Source organism: Streptomyces sp. V4I23, assembly GCF_030817975.1.
Lineage (GTDB): Bacteria > Actinomycetota > Actinomycetes > Streptomycetales > Streptomycetaceae > Streptomyces.
Window position 1 is genome coordinate 2,951,155 of record NZ_JAUSZW010000004.1, and the last position, 18,595, is coordinate 2,969,749.

Below are 18,595 nucleotides of genomic sequence, written 5' to 3' on the forward strand. Positions count from 1 at the left end.
CCCACCCCGAGAGGACCCCCATGGACCTGGTCATCCGCGACGTGCGCGTCATCGACGGCAGTGGCGGCGCCTCCTACCGCGCCGACGTCGGCCTCGCCCGCGGCCGCGTAGCCGCGATACGCCGGGAGGGCGAGCCCGCCCTCTCCGGCGCCCGCACTCTCGACGCCCACGGCCTCGCGCTCTCCCCCGGCTTCATCGACATGCACGCCCACAGCGACCTCGCCCTGCTGCGCGACCCCGACCACAGCGCCAAGGCGGCCCAGGGCGTGACCCTCGAAGTGCTGGGGCAGGACGGTCTGTCGTACGCGCCCGTCGACGACGCCACGCTCGCCCAGGTCCGCACGGCGATCACCGGCTGGAACGGCGGTGCGCCCGGAGACACGACCGTCGACTTCGACTGGCGCACGGTCGGCGAGTACCTCGACAGGCTCGACCGCGGCATCGCCGTGAACGCCGCGTACCTCGTCCCGCAGGGCACGGTGCGCATGTACGCCGTGGGCTGGGAGGACCGTCCCGCCACCGACGCCGAGCTGGCCCGGATGAAGCAGCTCGTCGCCGAGGGGCTGGAGCAGGGCGCCGTCGGCCTCTCGTCGGGGCTGACGTACACCCCCGGGATGTACGCGAACGACTCCGAACTCACCGAACTGTGCCGCGTCGTGGCCGCGTACGACGGCTACTACTGCCCCCACCACCGCTCCTACGGCGCGGGGGCCCTCGAGGCGTACGAGGAGATGGTGGCGCTCACCCGCGAGGCGGGCTGCGCGCTCCATCTCGCCCACGCCACCATGAACTTCGGGGTCAACAAGGGCCGGGCCCCGCAGCTGCTGACCCTGCTCGACGACGCGCTGGACGCGGGCGCCGACATCACCCTGGACACCTACCCGTACACCCCCGGCTGCACGACGCTCGTCGCCGTGCTGCCGAGCTGGGCGGGCGAGGGCGGTCCCGACGCGGTGCTCGCCCGGCTCCGGGACGACGAGACCGCGGAGCGCATCCGCCACCATCTGGAGGAGATCGGCTCCGACGGCTGCCACGGCGTGCCGGTGGAGTGGGACACGATCGAGATCTCCGGCGTGAACGACCCCGCCCTGGCGGACCACGTCGGCCGCACGGTGCTCGAGTCCGCGAAGGCGCGTGGCGAGGAGCCCTGGGTCACCGCCCGACGCCTGTTGATCGAGGACCGGCTCGGCTCGACGATCCTGCAGCACGTCGGCCACGAGGAGAACGTCCGCGCGATCATGCGCCACCGCGTCCACACCGGCGGCAGCGACGGCATCCTCCAGGGCCTCAAGCCGCATCCGCGCGCGTACGGCACCTTCCCGCACTACCTGGGCCGGTACGCCCGTGACCTGGGGATCCTGTCTTTGGAGGAGACGGTCGCCCATCTGACCTCGCGCCCGGCGGCCCGTCTGCGGCTGCCGGACCGCGGCCTGGTGCGCGAGGGCTACCGCGCCGATCTCGTCCTGTTCGACCCGGACACGGTCGCGGCCGGCTCCACCTTCGAGGCCCCGCGCACCCTGGCGACGGGCATCCCGCATGTGCTGATCGACGGCCGGTTCGTGATCGAGGACGGGGTCCGTACGGATGTGCTCGCCGGCCGCTCCGTACGGCGCACCCCCAACTGACGTGCCACGATCCCCCCGGATGCCAGGCGGCGTCCGCGGGATCGTCGCCCGGCACCCGCTAGTTCACCCCGCGCGGGCGGAACTGCACGCTGATCCGCGGGCCCACCGGACGCGCCGTCTTCGGCACGGCGTGCTCCCAGGTGCGCTGGCAGGAGCCGCCCATCACGACCAGGTCGCCGTGTCCGAGCGGGCGGCGGACCTGGATGCCGCCGCCGTGCAGCGGCCGCAGGACGAGATCGCGCGGGTCGCCGACGGACACGATGGCGACCATGGTGTCCTCCCGGGCTCCCCGGCCGATCCGGTCGCCGTGCCAGGCGACGCTGTCGTGGCCGTCACGGTAGTAGCAGAGCCCGGCCGTGACGAAGGGCTCGCCCAGCTCGTGCGCGTAGTGGCGCGACAGGGCGTCCCGCGCCTGTTCCAGCACGGGATGCGGCAGGGGGTCGTCCTCGCCGTAGTAGGCGAGCAGCCGGGGGACGTCCACGGTGCGCTCGTACATCCGGCGCCGCTCGGCACGCCACGGCACGGTGCCGACGAGCTCGTCGAACAGCAGATCGGCGCCGGTGAGCCAGCCCGGCAGCGCGTCCAGCCACGCCCCGTGCCCGAGGACCGTGCGGCGCACGCCGTCCAGGGGTGCGAGGCCGATCTCGTCGGCCTGGTCGAAGAGCGAAGCCTGCAGATGTGCTGCCATGCCCTCCACAGTAACCCCGTAACCGAACGTACGATCGAACGGAGACGTTCGTCCGGTGCGGCACAGGGCCGAGGCCGAGCACGCCTGGCCCCGCACGCCGACCTCCTCCGCAAGGGTCAGACTTCGCCCCGATCCGTTACCGGTGTCCGTTTGCGGCGTTGAACGAGAAGTGAAGGTCGCAAATCCCTGCGGCCCCCTCTGTTCCTTACAAGGAGAAGTTGATGTCGCGTATCGCGAAGGCCGCCGCTGTTGTCGCCAGCACGGGCGCCATCCTTGCCGGCGGCGCCGGCATTGCTGCCGCCGACGCCGGGACCCTCGGTGAGGCCGTCGGTTCCCCGGGCGTCGCCTCGGGCAACCTGCTCCAGGTCCCCCTCCACGTGCCGGCCAACGTCTGTGGCACCACGGTGGACGCCATCGCACTGCTCAACCCGGCCTTCGGCACCAGCTGCCTCAACGGCGACGCCGCCTGAGCACCGCTGCACCGGTCGCGGCCTCCCCTGTACCACTGGGGGAGGCCGCGACCCCGTTCCGTGCACGACGTCGCATGCGGACATCGAGGGCCGGCCGGAAGTCTCCCAGCCGGCCCTCGATCCGCACTTCGACATGCCGTCGCCCCTCCCCGTGGGTTGCTCTTGCGAAGCAATGGCGCTTCGGTGTTGACGACTTGGGCGCCCCCCCGCCTCACGCGGGAATCCCGCCGCGTGCACTCGAAAGGCCGTTCCCGCCGTACCCCGGTCGCACCGGCGCGGCAGTGACCTCGGCCGACGGATGCGCGTTGGCCCGCGTATGGCAAGGACTACCGCGCCGACTCGTTGGCAGCGCGTGCAGACGAGAACCGATTCGACGCCTGCGGCCCAGCAGCCGGGCAGCAGCCCCATCTACGAACAGCTGGCACGGGAGTGGGCGGCGGGCGGCCGGACCCTGCCGGGCCGGCCGGACGGGGACTGGGCACGGCTCACCCGCTTCCCCGCCCCCTCCGCCGAGGAGCAGCAGGTCCGTCCCGCTCCCCCGCCACCGCGGCGCGGCTGGCTCCACGACCGGCACGACACCTGAGCCAGGACTCGCTCAACAAGCCCTGCGTCGGCCCGCCGGCCAAGGCCGACGCCGGCTCCGTCGCCGCCGCGGGTGCCACGCCGCTGTCGCGCATCCTCAGCGGCATCCCGGTCCTGTCGGGCAACGGCACGAGCAACGACTGACGCCTCGCACACAGGAGCCCCGGCGCCGTCAGGGCGGCCGGGGCTCCTGCGCGTTTGGGCCCGGTCCGCCGGGACCGGCGGACCCTTCGTGTCAGCCGGTCCAGAAGTCCCACCACCGGGTCAGCACCAGCATCCCGATGATGCCGATGTGCAGCACCGGCAGCACCCACGTGAACTCGCCGAAGAAACCGCGCAGTCCGGCCGGCACGGGCAGCAGCCCGTGCCGCACGTTGTGCGAGGTCACGTACCAGAACATGACGATCGTGGCGACCCACGCCAGGCAGCACCACAGGCACAGCGCGTTGATCTCGTACAGCGACTGCTGCATCAGCCACGTGCAGAACCCGACCCCGAACAGCGTCCCCGCGTTGAACGTCAGCCAGTACCAGCCCGGAAAACGCGCGCCCGCCAGCAGGCTCACCCCGACGCCGATCACGACCGCGTATGTCACCAGCCCCAGCATCGGGTTGGGAAAGCCGAACGCGGACGCCTGGCCGCTCTCCATCACGCTGCCGCAGGACACCACCGGATTGAGACTGCACCCCGGCGTGAAGGTCGTGCCCGCGATCTTCGCCTCGAGGATCTTGAACTTGTCCAGCGTGATGACCCACGCCGCGAGCAGCCCCGCCGCACCCGTCACCACCAGCATCCAGGCGAAGGCGCGCCCCACGCCGACCGCCCCGCGGGCGGGACCCCTGACCGCCCGCCGCCTTCCCCTCTGTTCGACGGACAAGGATCCGGTCGCCGTATTTGTCATATTGAATTCACCACTCGCTCGACCTGATGGATTCGCCTATTGTGCCGCACGCGAAGTCGGCGATCGGGGCGCGGAATCCGTTCAGCATCACGGGTGAACGTGATGGCACCGACGACTCGTGCAACCCGTGTGCGGCATTCAGGTGAAGGTCCGCAACCGAACACACCGGTGCCAGTTGACCCGGCTGCACCGCGTTCGCGCGTTCATGACGAAACGGCCTGCCGGCCAAGGCCGACGGTCGGCTCCGTCGTCGGACTCGCCCCGGTCGCCGCGGTCAGCGACGTGCCGGTCCCCTCCGCCCCGCAGAACCAGCAGTGCGTCGAGAACTCCACCCCTGAGCACAGGGGCACTCCCATGCCCGGAATCAAATTCCGAACAAAAGCCGTGAAAATTCCTCAACTGATTCCGCGCACCTGTTCGAATCATTATATGTGGGGCATACGAGTGACTTTCCGAACCGGCAGTGGCCGACCGGTTTCCGACCGGGAATCGCATCGTTACTAGTTCTGCGGAAGGCGCATGCCCGCATGAAGGAAATGCGGCTGCGCGGCACGAAGGCCGTACCGCGTACCGTGCCCACTGCTGAAAGGATCGAAATGAAGCACAAGAAGGCTGCAGCCGTCGCCGCCGGTCTCGTCCTGGCTCTGGGCGGCGCCGCGCCCGCCGTTGCCGATGTGGGCGCCGAGGGCCTTGCCACCGGTTCCCCGGGCCTGCTTTCCGGCAACGTCATTCAGCTCCCGCTCCACGTCCCGCTGAACCTCTGCGGCAACTCGGCCAACCTGCTCGGTCTGCTGAACCCGGCCGCCGGCAGCACCTGCCTCAACGGCTGACGTTCCCTCCCTCGTCCCTGACGCGACATCGGATGGGGCCCCGAGGAGCGACGACGCTCCTCGGGGCTTCTCCGTGCCCCTGACACGCCCGCGCGCCGACGGACTGCGGACGAGGAGCGTGCCGCGCGCGTGGACCGGTCCGGGCGGTCTACGCGGACCGGACGCCGATCACCACCGTCGCGTCCAGTTCCTCGCACGCCTCGATCCGCGGAGCGAGGCCGTGCCGGGCGAAGGCTTCCGCGGTCCGCGCGGCCTGCCGCTCGCTCGTCTCGATGAGCAGCGCTCCGCCGGGCGCCAGCCACCGCGCGGCCCCCGCCGTCACCCGGCGCTGGATGTCGAGCCCGTCCGTGCCGCCGTCCAGCGCGACCAGCGGCTCGTGGTCACGGGCCTCGGGCGGCAGGAGGCCGATCTCACGGGTCGGCACATACGGGGCGTTGGCGACGAGGACGTCGACACGGCCCCGGAGCTCGGCGGGCAGGGGTGCGTAGAGGTCCCCCTCGTACACCCGGCCGCCGACGGTCGCGACATTGCGGCGCGCGCAGCGTACGGCGGCGGGCTCGATGTCGGCGGCGTGCAGTTCCCCGCCGCCGAGCGCGTGCAGCACGGCGGTGCCGAGGGCGCCCGAGCCGCAGCACAGGTCGACGACGACGGCACCGGGCGGGGCGAGCTCGACCGCGCACTCGACCAGGAACTCACTGCGCCGCCTGGGCACGAACACCCCTTCGTCGACGGCCATCCGCAGACCGCGGAATGCGGCCCAGCCGAGGACGTGCTCCAGGGGCCGGCCCGCCACCCGGCGCCCGATCATGGCGTCCAGCTCGGCGGCGTCACGGGCGGTGGAGAGCAGCAGTTGCGCCTCGTCCTCGGCGAAGACGCAGCCGGCGGCGCGGAGGGTGGTGACGACGGCGGAGACGTCGACGGGAACAACGGAGGGGGAGGAGAGAAGAGGGATCGGCGGAACCGACATGGAAGGCCTTTCGGAGACCGAAGGGCACCCGTACTCACCCGTGCCCGGTCACTCCGGGCCGTCCGCACGGTTACGGGGAGAGGGAACCCTGCCTGCATTCGCGGAAATGGGATCTCACCTCCCGGGTCGGTCCGTGCACTGCGTGAACGCACACCCTATCCCGCGGACCGGGCACTCCCCCGCCCAGGGGTGACTAGCGCCACATCCGCGGGCGTAACGACGGATTTCGTAGGTGGTCCCGGGGTCCGCAAAGCGCATTCGAAGGGGCTCGGGCGCGCCCACCAGCGGAAGCTGCAAAACGGGACATTCGCGCCACGCTTCCGTGGTCAGGAACTCGAAGCGATCACCGCCGGGCACCCGTAAGCTCGCGTCATGCAGGTGATCCAGTCCACGAAGCTCGCAAACGTCTGTTACGAAATCCGAGGCCCGGTCCTCGAGGAGGCGATGCGGCTCGAGGCAGCAGGTCATCGCATCCTCAAGCTCAACACCGGCAACCCCGCCGCCTTCGGATTCGACTGCCCGCCGGAGATCCTCGAGGACATCCTGCGCAACGTCGGCGGTGCGCACGGCTACGGGGACGCGAAGGGGCTGCTGTCCGCCCGTCGCGCGGTCATGCAGCACTACCAGACCAAGGGCATCGACCTCGACGTCGAGGACGTCTACCTGGGCAACGGCGTCTCCGAGCTGATCCAGATGTCGATGCAGGCGCTGCTCGACGACGGCGACGAGGTGCTGGTGCCCGCGCCCGACTACCCGCTGTGGACGGCGTCCGTGTCGCTGTCCGGCGGCACGGCCGTGCACTACCGCTGCGACGAGCAGTCGGACTGGATGCCCGACCTCGCGGACATCGAGCGCAAGATCACCGACCGCACCAAGGCGATCGTGATCATCAACCCGAACAACCCGACGGGCGCCGTCTACGACGACGAGATGCTGCGCAGTCTCACGGAGATCGCCCGGCGGCACCGTCTCGTCGTCTGCTCCGACGAGATCTACGACAAGATCCTCTACGACGGGGCGACCCACACGCCGACCGCCGCGATCGCCCCCGACCTGCTGGTGCTCACCTTCAACGGGCTCTCCAAGAACTACCGGGTCGCGGGCTACCGCTCCGGCTGGCTCGCGGTGTGCGGCCCGAAGGCGCACGCCTCCTCGTACATCGAGGGCCTGACGATCCTCGCCAACATGCGGCTGTGCGCCAACATGCCCGCACAGCACGCGGTGGCCACGGCGCTCGGCGGCCGGCAGTCGATCGAGCAGCTGGTCCTGCCCGGCGGGCGGCTGCTGGAGCAGCGCGACACCGCGTACGACCTGCTGACGCAGATCCCCGGAGTCACCTGCGTGAAGCCGAAGGGGGCTCTGTACCTGTTCCCGCGGCTCGACCCGTCGGTCCACAAGGTCAAGGACGACCGTCAGATGGTGCTCGACCTGCTGCGGGCCGAGAAGATCATGGTGGTGCACGGGACGGGCTTCAACTGGCCGGAACCGGATCACTTCCGCATCGTGACGCTGCCCTCGGCGAAGGACCTGGCGGACGCCGTCGGCCGGATCGGCAGCTTCCTGGGCGGCTACAGCCAGCACTGAGCACGACGGGCAGATGACGAAGTCCGGCTCCGCCACCGCATGCAGCTGACAAAGTCCCGATCGGACTCAACTTTAGACTGAATCCAATGTAGGATGGTCTCCTGACCGTGAGCAGGAGGCCATCCATGTACGAGCCGATCCGCACCAAGTCGGTCCACTCGATGGCCGACCAGGCGCAGTACCCGCACCGCAGCCGCGAGGAGGAGCTGGACATCCAGCTCGCCGGGCATCTCGCCGCACTCCTCGCCGTCACCGACGAGCTCGGTCTCGACACCGCGGCGGAGGCCATCGCGACCCAGGTGTCCCGGCTGCGCGGCGCGCCGCCCGCCCGGCATGCCGCGCTGACCCACGCCGACTCCGCCGCGCTCCACCAGCGCGCGCACGCTCTCGCGGGCCGCGCCCTGGTGGTCGCCGCGTCCCGCGCCGACACAGCCGCCGCGATCCTCGCCGCCGAGCGGATGGACGCGCACACCGCCGCGCTGCGCGACACGCAGCTGATCGGCGCTCCCTGACGGCCCCGGTCCGCGTGCCGAAGAAGGCGCGCGGACCGGGTGCCACCCGAGACATCGCGTGAGGCTGCCTTCCTTCATCGCTGCCCGACAGCCCCTCGGACCGGGCATGGCACGGCAACCGCTGCCCACACCCGACGGGCCGGGCCGGCCCCCGGCAGCCGAACACATCGTGAGCCGGTCACCCGCCCTCGGCCACCTCCGGCGTGTCGGACTGCTGGGCGTTCGGCGGCTCGCTTCCCTCGGGGCTCCTCTCCCCCGCACCGGCGGAATGACCGGCTGTTGCCCGACGGGTGCGCCGGAGAGCGAGCCGCGGATGCACGACGGCATCGGGCCGCCTTCGCGTCGCAGAGACCGTCGTCGCGACTCCGAACTGACCGGGACTCAGGCAATCTTCGCCATCCGCAGTGCACCCTGCCGTGATCAAAACACTGCGCGACAATACGTATGCCGCCACGGGCGCATCACCCCTGGCGACAATGGCAACGGCCTTTTCGTCGATGACGAATTGCCGAGCGGGCGAGCCCAAGGGACCGGCAGCGGCCGGGGGTTCACGACTTCCACGCCCCGCGCACCGCACCTCTCATGCGTACATTCGGGTGGACTGTACGCCCTGAGTCCCCGACGAATAGCGGCGGCATAAGGACCACCTCGTAACTTTGGTGAGCATGACGGTGGTTCGGACTCCGGTATCGCCGGCACCGCCCACGGGCTCCTGCATGTCAGCCACCTGAATCAGCCAAGTCCATTCCCTCCCTCACCGACTCCATGAGATGTGACCAAGTGAAACGTAGGCGATTGTGGGCAGGGCTCGCCGTAACGGCGGCGGCTGCCACCGGGGGCGTCATCTGGGCGATTCAGTCCCAGTCGGCCGCTGCCCCGGAAGCCGAGGACGCGTCGGCGACCCGGAAGGCCGTGGAGGCGCAAGCGCTTTTGCAGGCCGGCATTTTGCAGGGGAAGTACGAGGATTACGACGGGGCGGCCCGTACCTACAGGCGAGTGCTGGAACTGGATCCTGCAGCGAGCACGCCTGGTACAACCTGGGGGTCCTCGCGCAGCAGGACGGCAGGACGGCTGATGCCCGTGCCGCCTATGACAAGGCGCTGAGGATCGATCCGTCGTTCACGTCGGCTCTCTTCAATCAGGCGCTGCTGCTGAAATCGAGTGAGCCCGACCGGGCTCTCACACTCCTGAAGCGTGCCGTTGCCGCCAACCCGAAGGCGGCCACGGCCCATCTGCATATCGGGAACATCCTGGCGAAGAAGGACCGCGACGAAGAGGCCGAGGCTTCATTCCGTCGTGCCGTTGCGGCCGATTCCTCGCTGCATTCTCAACTGCCGGAATCCTTCAAGGATTCCGTAAGTCCCTCACCCTCACCGACATCGCGCCAGGCAGGTACCAGATGACGTCGACTGCGACACCGAGGTTCTCCGTCTTCACCCCCAGCCACCAGCCGCGTTTTCTCGATGAGTGCCTGGCGACGTTGCAGGCGCAGACCTGTTCGGACTGGGAGTGGATCGTCGTGCTCAACAACGGCGCCCGGTGGCGGCCGGAGCGACCCGACGAGCGTGTCCGTGTGGAGATCGCCGACGAAATCCGCGGCGTCGGAGCGGCCAAGCGCAGGGCCTGTGAACTGGCGCGCGGCGAGATCCTCGTGGAACTCGACCACGACGATCTCCTGGCAAAGGCGTGTCTGGCGGAGCTCGGCAAGGCATTCGACGCGCATCCCGACGCCGTTTTCGTCTACAGCAACACCGCGCACATCACCGAGGACGGGAAGCGGGACGAGTCCCGCTTCAACGAGACACACGGCTGGCAGTACGAGGAAGTCCGTGTCGACGGCCGCAAGCTGCTGGCAGCCAAGTCCATGGAACCGACGCCGCACAACGTCGCCTACATCTGGTACGCGCCCAACCACGTGCGGGCGTTCCGCAAGGACGCCTACGAGAAGGTCGGCGGGTACGACGCCACCCGTACGGTCCTGGACGACCAGGACCTGATGTGCCGTCTCTTCCATGCAGGGCTTCGGCGTAGTCGGGTGACGTCCGTTTCGTGATCATGTGAGTCCGAGGATGCTGAGGGGGCGGCGCGGGTCGCGGGCGTTGTGGCGGAGGCTGGCTGCGATGTTCCTGGTGCCATTCAGCCGGAGGGCTCCGATGGCGAGGTTGCGCCAGGTAGCCATGGCCCGGGGTGCGTTGCCGGTTCGCAGTTGGGAGGCGTCCTCGGCGAACGTGGTGTCTCTGACGTGGTGCAGGGCCTCGACTTTCCAGTGGTCGCGGACGAGTGTCGCCAGTTGGGCGGGGGTGGCCTGGCCGGCGGTCAGGCTGGTGACGGCGTAGACGGTCTTGACGGTGGTCTTGCCGGTCTTGCGGTCGGTTCGGCGGCGCTTGATCTGGACGGCTTGGCGGGCTCCGGGGAAGAACAGGTTGTTCACGGTGGCGGCCTTGATCCGGCGGATCTCCGAGCGGCCGTGGCCGGCGCCGTTGGTGCGGCCCTGAAGAGGGATGTCCTTCCAGGGAAGGGACTTGAGCTGTCTGCGCAGCTTCTTCTGGTTCCCCTTGACGATCGCGATGTAGTGGGCGCCGCGACTCAGGAGGTAGCCGGCGTGTTCGCGCTGGGTGTGCAGTGCGTCGCTGGTGACCACTACTCCGGCCAGGTCGGCGAGGTTGTCCAGCAGCGGTTGGAAGCAGGTGATTTCATTCGTCTTCTCCTGCACGTCGAGCTGGGCCAGCACGAGGCCGGTGGTGTGGTCGAGCGCGGCCAGCAGGTGGATCTTGCGGCCCTTGGCCCTGGCCGCGCCGCGCAGACTCTTTCCGTCGACGGCCAGTCCCCGTAATTGGCCCACGGTGTGGGTGCGGCGGTCTGCGAGCCAGGAGCCCACGGCCCGGTCCAGTGCGTCGCCGTCGATGCGGGCCAGCAGTCTGCGTACCGTCGTTTCCGCAGGAAGAAGCCGCTTCGGGCACAGTGGATCGGGCCTGACGCCGACGAGTTCGAGCAGGTGGGACGGGGTGTCCCCGATCCACTCGCCGACCGCCAGCAGAGAGGTGGCCCCGGCCAGCACCGCGCACGCGGTCAGTGCGAGCACGGCAGCCAGAGCGTGCCGTACTCCGCGTGGATCGCGCGGGTCGGGTACCTCGGCCAGCCGTTGCAGAAGGCCGGGGACTTCTGTCGGCATGGCTTCGGGATGCTCGCTGAGTTGGTCAAGGGCAGGCGGGATCAGCGATGATGCGTCGGCAGGCACGGTCTTCCTGGCAGGTCATGGGGCGTCGAGAACTCCATGATCTTGGAAGTCCGTGCCTGTCACTTCGCCAGGAGCCGTCGAGTGAGCAGACCCTCACAAGCGGTGTGCTGTCCCACTACGCCAAGACCCTGACTGCCATCGGCTCTGAAGAAGGCTAACCGAGCGGCAACTGCACACGTCGTCCGAGGCCGATCTCCTCCGCCTCATTGTTCGTGATCACCGCGAACGTTCCGCCCGGGATGCCCCGAAGTCCGGCCACACGCGACGCGACGGCCAAGAGATCTTCCTCAGCGGCCCCTGCGACGAAGAAGACGTACGACTCGCCGTACTCCTCTCCGTCGTCATGCACCTCCGCGTCTTCCTGTTCAACCAGGAAGTCCTCGACCAGGTCGATCCAGGGGAAGGGGTCGGAACCCTCCGGAGTGCCCGGGGCTTCCCGGAGGGGCACATGGATCTCAACGATGGTGTCCATGAAGGGCATTGTCACTGGTCAAGGCGCGGGCGCATGCACCCTTGCCCACTCCCGGAGCACCGCGCGACAGGAAAATCATCGTGAACCGGACATCGCGTGACTACGCCGAAGCCCTGTTCACGCGGGAACTTCGGATCGTTCTACGGCTCACAAGAGAACCTTTCTCATGAGACTTGAAGTGACCACTCCGCAGGCGCACGCACTCGAGAAGGCGCGCTCGGTACGCATGCGTGTCGCGTCGCCGATGGCTACGGACAGAAGAGGACTCTTCTCTCGCGGGACCGAATTACCGTGAATTGCCCCGCGTCGCGAACGGAGATCACTCGGGCGGCGGCCTTGTATGGAATGCCCGGCCGGACTCGGCCCTCATTGCGCAGGAGCGACCGGTCCTGTGCGCAGCAGTTCTTCTCGATGCGATCCGGACCCTCTTTGGGGCATGACGGCGTATCGGGAGCCCTCCAGCAGTCCCAGCAGATAGTTTCCGTATCCGCTCTTGCGCAGCGGCTGGGCCAGTTCCCGGAGCCGGTCGTCGTCGATGAGGCCGGCCCGCCAGACTGTCTCCTCGATGCAACCGACCTTGAAGCCCTGGCGCTCCTCGATCACCGGACGAACATGCAAGATGTTGTCGCCCAGAATGAGAGCGACCGACTCGTCGCCGATGAAGTCGGCCCCCGCACAAAAGCCTGGGCGATTCCTTCCGGACGCTCTTGCGCCATGTATTCCAGCCGCAGGCCCAGTTGACTTCCGTCGCCGAGCAACCGGCGGAACTGGCACTGGCCTTCGGGGGTGGTGACGAGCAGACGGTGGCGGGCGTCGGGCGCGAAAGGGCGGGGCCCCCGTACGCCGTCGTACGGGGGCCCCGGCCGAGAACGGCTCAGCCCAGGCGGGAAACCAGCGCGCGGTACTCGTCCCACAGCTCCTTGGGCGTGTGGTCGCCGAAGGTGTTGAGGTGCTCGGGGACCAGGGCGGCCTCCTCGCGCCACACGTCGGCGTCGACCTTGAGCAGGAAGTCGAGGTCCTCCTCGGGCAGGTCCAGGCCCTCGGTGTCGAGCGCGTCACGCGTCGGCAGGATGCCGATGGGGGTCTCGACGCCCTCGGCCTTGCCCTCCAGGCGCTCCACGATCCACTTCAGGACGCGGCTGTTCTCGCCGAAGCCGGGCCAGACGAACTTGCCCGCGTCGTTCTTGCGGAACCAGTTCACGTAGTAGATCTTCGGCAGCTTGGTCTGGTCCGCGCTCTTGCCGACCTTGATCCAGTGGGCCATGTAGTCGCCCATGTTGTAGCCGCAGAACGGCAGCATGGCGAACGGGTCGCGGCGCAGCTCGCCGACCTTGCCCTCGGCGGCGGCGGTCTTCTCGGAGGCGACGTTCGCGCCGAGGAAGACGCCGTGCTGCCAGTCGAAGGATTCGGTCACCAGTGGGACGGCGGAGGCGCGGCGGCCGCCGAAGAGGATCGCCGAGATCGGCACGCCCTTGGGGTCCTCCCACTCCGGCGCGATGATCGGGCACTGCGACGCGGGGACGGTGAAGCGGGCGTTGGGGTGCGCGGCCGGGGTCTGCGAGTCCGGAGTCCAGTCGTTGCCCTTCCAGTCCGTGAGGTGCTTCGGCGCCTCCTCGGTCATGCCCTCCCACCACACGTCGTTGTCGTCGGTGAGGGCGACGTTGGTGAAGACCGCGTTGCCCCACAGGGTCTTCATGGCGTTGGCGTTGGTGTGCTCGCCGGTACCCGGCGCGACACCGAAGAAGCCGGCCTCGGGGTTGATCGCGTAGAGGCGGCCGTCCTCGCCGAAGCGCATCCAGGCGATGTCGTCGCCGATCGTCTCGACCGTCCAGCCGGAGATCGTGGGCTCCAGCATGGCGAGGTTCGTCTTGCCGCAGGCGGACGGGAACGCGGCGGCGACGTACTTCGACTCGCCCTGCGGCGGGGTCAGCTTGAGGATCAGCATGTGCTCGGCCAGCCAGCCCTCGTCGCGGGCCATGACGGAGGCGATGCGCAGGGCGTAGCACTTCTTGCCGAGCAGGGCGTTGCCGCCGTAGCCGGAGCCGTACGACCAGATCTCACGGGTCTCGGGGAAGTGCGAGATGTACTTGGTGGAGTTGCACGGCCACGGAACGTCCTCCTGGCCCTCCTCGAGCGGCGCGCCCAGCGTGTGGACCGCCTTGACGAAGAAGCCGTCGGTGCCGAGCTCGTCGAGGACCGGCTGTCCCATGCGGGTCATGGTGCGCATGGAGACCGCGACGTAGGCGGAGTCGGTGATCTCGACGCCGATCGCGGACAGCGGCGAGCCGAGGGGCCCCATGCAGAACGGGACGACGTACATCGTCCGGCCCTTCATCGAGCCACGGAAGATCCCCGCTTCGCCAGCGAAGATCTCCTTCATCTCCCCCGGGGCCTTCCAGTGGTTCGTGGGGCCCGCGTCCGCCTCCTTCTCGGAGCAGATGAAGGTGCGGTCCTCCACGCGGGCGACGTCGGTGGGGTCGGATGCGGCGTAGTACGAGTTCGGGCGCTTGATCGGGTCCAGTTTCCTGAAGGTCCCCTTGGCCACCAGTTCCTCGCACAGCCGGTCGTACTCGGCTTCCGAGCCGTCGCACCAGACGATCTCGTCCGGCTGCGTGATCGCCGCGATCTCGTCGATCCAGGCGATCAGTTTCTGGTGGTTGGTGGGCAGGGGAGCCGCGATGTCGCGCGCCACGATCGCTCCTAAATGAGGGGATATGGGTTGTTGCCCCGTGGGGGCTGCGACCCGGATGCTTCGGCCTACTTGTGGCTGGCGCTCATCCGGTGCCGACCGCACTCATCTGATCATCGGTGCCGAGTGCCCATATGTCCAGAGGACCCCTCACGTGAGCATGGCCACTGATGCGTGAGCACGGCCACTCCCTCCCGTGACCTACGGGCGCGTAGGTAACATGCCGGGCATGACTGCAGCCTCGCCCGAAGTGACGGAGATGGACCCTCCCCCTGGGCCCTGCGGGCCCGGGAGGTGCCCCCAGCCGGTGAAGCCGAGGCTGCGGGGCTGGCTGCACGCCGGGATGTTCCCCGCCGTCCTGATCGCCGGGGTGGTCCTCATCGCGCTCGCCGACTCGACCCGCGGGCGGACAGCCTGCGCGATCTACGTCCTGACCGCCTGCCTGCTGTTCGGCGTCAGCGCGCTCTACCACCGGGGCACCTGGGGACCGCGGGCCACCGCCGTACTGCGTCGGCTCGACCACGCGAACATCTTCCTGATCATCGCGGGCACCTATACCCCGCTCACCCTGCTCCTGCTCCCCCACTCCACCGGCCGGGTGCTGCTGTGGGCGGTGTGGGCCGCGGCGCTGGCGGGCATCGCCTTCCGGGTGTTCTGGGTCGGCGCCCCTCGCTGGCTGTACACGCCCTGTTACATCGCGATGGGCTGGGCCGCCGTGTTCTTCCTGCCCGACTTCCTGCGGGAGGGCGGGGTCGCCGTCCTGGTGCTGATCATCGTCGGCGGACTGCTCTACAGCGTGGGCGGCGTGATCTACGGGATGAAGCGCCCCAACCCCTCACCGCGCTGGTTCGGCTTCCACGAGGTCTTCCACTCCCTCACGCTCGCGGCGTTCATCGTCCACTACGTGGGGATCTCGCTGGTGGCGTACCGGCACTCGTGAGGCCGGCACCGCAGCGCCCAGGCCTGCGTGAGCGCAAGAAGCTCAAGACGCGGACCGCGATCCGCCGCGCCGCGTACCGCCTGATCGCCGAGCAGGGGTACCACGCGACGACGATCGAGCGGATCGCGGCGGCCGCGGAGGTGTCCGCGTCCACGGTTGTCCGCTACTTCCCCGCCAAGGAGGACATCGTCGTCGGCGACGAGTACGCCCCGGCACTGGAGGTGCGGCTGCGGGCGAGGCCCGACACCGGGGAGGACCCCCTGGAGTCCCTGCGGGCCGTCCTGACGGACGCGGTGCGGACCGTCGTCGAGGACGACCGCGAGGACTTCGTCCAGCGCACGCGGCTGATGGCGGAGATCCCGGCGGTCCGCGCCCGGATGTCCGAGAACCTGGCCACCACCGCCGGGCTGCTGGCCCGAGCGGTGGCCGACCGCACCGGGCGTCACCGCGACGACCTGGAGGTGCGGGTGCTCACGGCGACGGTGCTGGCGGCGCTGCGCGAGGTGATCCTCCACTGGGCGGAGCACGGTCACCAGGACGATCCGGTCGAGCTGACGGACCGTACGCTGCGGGCGCTGAAGGGCGGAGTAAGCCTCCATTAGCGCGGGTCGGGCGGGGGAGTGCGGTGGCATGGCCCCGCGTGGTCCTCGCGGCCGGGCGGTCCGAGGGCAGCAGCCCCCGGACCGCGGCGGACCCGCTACCGCCTCACGTCCCCCTTCCCGCACGCCACCCCGTCACGGTCCGGGTCGAGGCGCAACGGGTCGTCCGCGCCGTTCACCGTCAGCCGGCCGTAGTCGTGCGCCTTCAGCCACGCGCAGCGTGCCGCCGTCGTCCGCCTCACGGTCTTCGGGAAAACGGCCGGCACGCAGACACCCGCGGCCCCGTAGTGCCGGTCGCATCCGGCGATCTGCGGCCTCACCGGCGCCGAACTCCGTTTCTTCAGCGGCTTCTTCGGCGCCTTGGCCGGCGCGTCGGCGAAGGAGTGCACATGCGCCGACGGGGCGTCCGCGGCCATCGCCGCCGGGCCCCCGAGGTGCACCCACTTCGCCACCGACGGCACCCCGTTCGCGTCGACGGCGAACAGCATGTACCAGCCCGGCGGCGCCAGGTTCGGGTTGCTGGTGACGTTCAGGTCGACGTTGTTGCCGTCGACGGTCATCGGCAGGTCCACGAAGCGCTGGTTCGGGTCGGACGAGTGCGTCACCGCCGCCGGGCGGATCAGCTCCGCCTTGGCGATCGGGCGGTCCACCGTGATCCGCTGCGTGTCGCCGTACGTCCACTCCCCGTCGATCACCGACGTGATCTGCGGACGTGCGCCCTTGAGCAGGTACGGCGGCGTGTAGAGGGACACGTTGTGGTTGTACGTGCCGTTGCCCGGGTTGTCGCCGACCGACATCACCCGGCCGTCCGGGAGCAGGAACGACGACGAGTGGTAGCCGCGCGGGATCGGGTCCGTCGCGAGGCCCGCCTCGTAGGTGTTCGTCACCGGGTCGAAGAAGGACGCCTCGTACACCGGGTCGGCCCGGTCGTGCAGCGCGCCGCCCGTCTCGAAGACCTTCCCGTCCGGCAGGAGCACCGCGGAGACGTACATCTTGCCCTCGGCACCGGTCTGCGGACGCCGTCCCTGGCCCTGGTCGACCTCGCCCTGCGGCAGCAACGGGCCGTGCACGTAAGCCGGGTCGGGCTGCTTGAGGTCGATGATGTCGGTGTACCGGTTGGCGGCCGGATTCGTGTTGACGTTGCCGCCGCCCATCGTCAGCACCCGCTGGTCCTGCGCGGGCGGCAGCAGCACGCTGACGGACTGGTCACGCACGTCCTTGGCCTGCAGGCCCGGGACGTCGGTGACGGTGTTGGCCTCGTAGTCGTAGACGGAGGCGCCGGTGCCGGGTGTGCCGTTGCCGAAGGTGTGGCTGCCGGAGTAGAAGAGCCGGCCGTCCTGCATGAGGATCATCGACGGGTACAGGCCCCAGTACGACCAGGTCTGCTCGACCTCGTCGATCGGCAGCCACTTGTTCTGCGCGGCGGAGAACTTCTCCGCGGTCACGTTGCCGGTGGAGTCCTGCTTCAGTCCGCCGAAGGAGATGACGTCGCCGTTGCCGAGGATCGTCGCCGACGGGTACCAGTGGCCGTCGTGCATGTCGTTCGTGCGGGTGTAGGTCTCGGTCTCGGGGTCGAAGACGTACGAGTCCTTCAGGCCCTGGTAGCCGATCCTGCCGTCGGCGGACGGATAGCCCTTGTTGCCGCTCATGATCAGGATCTTGCCGTCCTGGAGCTGCACATGGCCCGCGCAGAACATGTCGACCGGCGTCGGGATCGTACGGAACGTGCCCTTCGCCGGGTCGTACACCGCGGAGGTGAACGTGCCCGCCGCGAACTGCGCCGGGTCGTTGCCCGAGCCCGCGATGACGAGCACCTTGCTGTTGTGCATCACGACCGAGTGCATGGAGCGCACCGGGTTCTTCACGGGCAGGACGTCCCAGCGGCCCTCGATGCACTCCTCGGGGGTGCCCGTGCACTGCGGTGCGGGGGCGGGGACGGACACCTCCTCCATCACGTAGTCGTCGGTCGTGACCGAGCCGGTCCCGTACACCGACACACCCCAGGCGATCTTGTCGGTGCCGGGCGGGACGGCGGGTGTACGGACCTCGGCGCGCTGGTAACCGGCGCTCATGTCCAGGGCCTTGAGGTCGGTCCAGTACTGCCAGCCCGCCGTCGTGTCGCGCCGGAAGAGAGTGATCGACGTGTCGGGGGTCGTGGACTTGTACCAGAGGGAGAGGTCGTACTGCCTCTCGGGCGTGACCGTCGGCGCGCAGGTCGTGTTCTCGGTGATCAGCGCCTTGCGGTCGCCGTCGACGCGGCGCGTCAGCGAGACCTTCATCGCCTTCGAGCCAAAGTGGGCGTCGGCGACGGTCTCGAAGGAGAAGTCGTTGTCGCCCCAGCCGGACGTGGACCAGCAGGCCGGCATGTCGCCGGTGCCGGCCGTCTCGAAGCCGGGGTTGGAGATCAGGTTGGGCGGCCCCGCCTGCGCCGACTGCGGCGCGGAGACGAGGAGGGCCGTGGTCATGGCGCCGACCGCGAGCAGGGCGGTGCGGCGTCT

At 69.3% G+C, this 18,595-nt stretch carries 17 protein-coding genes and 1 pseudogene; 10 read left to right on the forward strand and 8 right to left on the reverse strand.

Annotation, left to right across the window (positions count from 1 at the left end; translation table 11 throughout):
- Positions 1 to 20 precede the first annotated feature (20 nt).
- The gene (locus QFZ82_RS15415; RefSeq protein ID WP_307713731.1) at positions 21 to 1,625 is read left to right on the forward strand and encodes an amidohydrolase family protein; all 1,605 of its coding nucleotides are present in this window, start codon (positions 21 to 23) and stop codon (positions 1,623 to 1,625) included.
- 58 nt (positions 1,626 to 1,683) lie between these two features.
- On the opposite strand, the gene QFZ82_RS15420 is transcribed toward QFZ82_RS15415, so the two are convergent.
- The gene (locus QFZ82_RS15420) at positions 1,684 to 2,313 is read right to left on the reverse strand and encodes an alpha-ketoglutarate-dependent dioxygenase AlkB (protein ID WP_307713732.1); all 630 of its coding nucleotides are present in this window, start codon (positions 2,311 to 2,313) and stop codon (positions 1,684 to 1,686) included.
- A gap of 221 nt (positions 2,314 to 2,534) precedes the next feature.
- Between QFZ82_RS15420 and QFZ82_RS15425 the strand changes: the two genes are divergently transcribed.
- Together QFZ82_RS15425 and QFZ82_RS15430 are read left to right on the forward strand one after the other, a co-directional pair.
- On the forward strand, positions 2,535 to 2,783 hold the full coding sequence (locus QFZ82_RS15425; RefSeq protein ID WP_307713733.1) for a chaplin: 249 nt from the start codon (positions 2,535 to 2,537) through the stop codon (positions 2,781 to 2,783).
- 352 nt (positions 2,784 to 3,135) lie between these two features.
- Positions 3,136 to 3,366 carry a hypothetical protein gene (locus QFZ82_RS15430; protein ID WP_307717987.1) on the forward strand — a complete coding sequence of 77 codons (231 nt, stop codon included), beginning with the start codon at positions 3,136 to 3,138 and terminating at the stop codon, positions 3,364 to 3,366.
- Between the two features lie 234 nt (positions 3,367 to 3,600).
- Here the strand turns inward: QFZ82_RS15430 and QFZ82_RS15440 are convergent, their stop codons facing one another.
- Positions 3,601 to 4,266, reverse strand: coding sequence for a vitamin K epoxide reductase family protein (locus QFZ82_RS15440; protein WP_307713734.1), 666 nt, complete (start codon positions 4,264 to 4,266; stop codon positions 3,601 to 3,603).
- A 596-nt stretch (positions 4,267 to 4,862) separates the two neighbouring features.
- Between QFZ82_RS15440 and QFZ82_RS15450 the strand changes: the two genes are divergently transcribed.
- The gene (locus QFZ82_RS15450; RefSeq protein ID WP_307713735.1) at positions 4,863 to 5,096 is read left to right on the forward strand and encodes a chaplin; all 234 of its coding nucleotides are present in this window, start codon (positions 4,863 to 4,865) and stop codon (positions 5,094 to 5,096) included.
- Between the two features lie 148 nt (positions 5,097 to 5,244).
- On the opposite strand, the gene QFZ82_RS15455 is transcribed toward QFZ82_RS15450, so the two are convergent.
- Positions 5,245 to 6,063: a putative protein N(5)-glutamine methyltransferase gene (locus QFZ82_RS15455; protein ID WP_307713736.1), complete on the reverse strand. Its 819-nt coding sequence runs from the start codon at positions 6,061 to 6,063 to the stop codon at positions 5,245 to 5,247.
- A 372-nt stretch (positions 6,064 to 6,435) separates the two neighbouring features.
- On the opposite strand from QFZ82_RS15455, the gene QFZ82_RS15460 reads away from it, so the two are divergent.
- The 4 genes from QFZ82_RS15460 to QFZ82_RS15470 all read left to right on the forward strand — a co-directional run bounded on the left by QFZ82_RS15460 (position 6,436) and on the right by QFZ82_RS15470 (position 10,212).
- Complete coding sequence (locus tag QFZ82_RS15460; RefSeq protein WP_307713737.1) at positions 6,436 to 7,647, forward strand: pyridoxal phosphate-dependent aminotransferase; 1,212 nt, start codon at positions 6,436 to 6,438, stop codon at positions 7,645 to 7,647.
- 125 nt (positions 7,648 to 7,772) lie between these two features.
- Positions 7,773 to 8,159 (forward strand): hypothetical protein, encoded by a 387-nt coding sequence (locus tag QFZ82_RS15465; protein ID WP_307713738.1) that lies wholly within the window; start codon positions 7,773 to 7,775, stop codon positions 8,157 to 8,159.
- Between the two features lie 797 nt (positions 8,160 to 8,956).
- Complete coding sequence (locus tag QFZ82_RS39785) at positions 8,957 to 9,562, forward strand: tetratricopeptide repeat protein (RefSeq protein ID WP_373429286.1); 606 nt, start codon at positions 8,957 to 8,959, stop codon at positions 9,560 to 9,562.
- Positions 9,559 to 10,212, forward strand: a complete 654-nt coding sequence (locus QFZ82_RS15470) for a glycosyltransferase (RefSeq protein WP_307713739.1) — start codon at positions 9,559 to 9,561, stop codon at positions 10,210 to 10,212. Before QFZ82_RS39785 ends, QFZ82_RS15470 begins: the two co-directional genes overlap by 4 nt.
- 159 nt (positions 10,213 to 10,371) lie before the next feature.
- Here QFZ82_RS15470 and QFZ82_RS15475 read toward each other — a convergent pair.
- The 4 genes and pseudogenes from QFZ82_RS15475 to QFZ82_RS15490 all read right to left on the reverse strand — a co-directional run.
- Positions 10,372 to 11,331: pseudogene (locus tag QFZ82_RS15475) on the reverse strand (ISAs1 family transposase); the annotation flags it as partial.
- A gap of 220 nt (positions 11,332 to 11,551) precedes the next feature.
- Positions 11,552 to 11,869: a hypothetical protein gene (locus QFZ82_RS15480; protein ID WP_307713741.1), complete on the reverse strand. Its 318-nt coding sequence runs from the start codon at positions 11,867 to 11,869 to the stop codon at positions 11,552 to 11,554.
- Positions 11,870 to 12,235: 366 nt separating this feature from the next.
- Positions 12,236 to 12,472, reverse strand: coding sequence for a hypothetical protein (locus QFZ82_RS15485; RefSeq protein ID WP_307713742.1), 237 nt, complete (start codon positions 12,470 to 12,472; stop codon positions 12,236 to 12,238).
- Between the two features lie 271 nt (positions 12,473 to 12,743).
- Complete coding sequence (locus QFZ82_RS15490; protein WP_307713743.1) at positions 12,744 to 14,561, reverse strand: phosphoenolpyruvate carboxykinase (GTP); 1,818 nt, start codon at positions 14,559 to 14,561, stop codon at positions 12,744 to 12,746.
- A gap of 256 nt (positions 14,562 to 14,817) precedes the next feature.
- Here QFZ82_RS15490 and QFZ82_RS15495 point away from each other — a divergent pair, with 256 nt between their 5' ends.
- The gene (locus QFZ82_RS15495) at positions 14,818 to 15,498 is read left to right on the forward strand and encodes a hemolysin III family protein (RefSeq protein WP_307717727.1); all 681 of its coding nucleotides are present in this window, start codon (positions 14,818 to 14,820) and stop codon (positions 15,496 to 15,498) included.
- Positions 15,495 to 16,100, forward strand: coding sequence for a TetR/AcrR family transcriptional regulator (locus tag QFZ82_RS15500; protein WP_307713744.1), 606 nt, complete (start codon positions 15,495 to 15,497; stop codon positions 16,098 to 16,100). The genes QFZ82_RS15495 and QFZ82_RS15500 overlap by 4 nt, the downstream gene beginning before the upstream one ends.
- A gap of 95 nt (positions 16,101 to 16,195) precedes the next feature.
- Here QFZ82_RS15500 and QFZ82_RS15505 read toward each other — a convergent pair whose 3' ends face one another.
- Positions 16,196 to 18,562, reverse strand: coding sequence for a glyoxal oxidase (locus tag QFZ82_RS15505; RefSeq protein WP_307717728.1), 2,367 nt, complete (start codon positions 18,560 to 18,562; stop codon positions 16,196 to 16,198).
- Between the last annotated feature and the right edge of the window lie 33 nt (positions 18,563 to 18,595).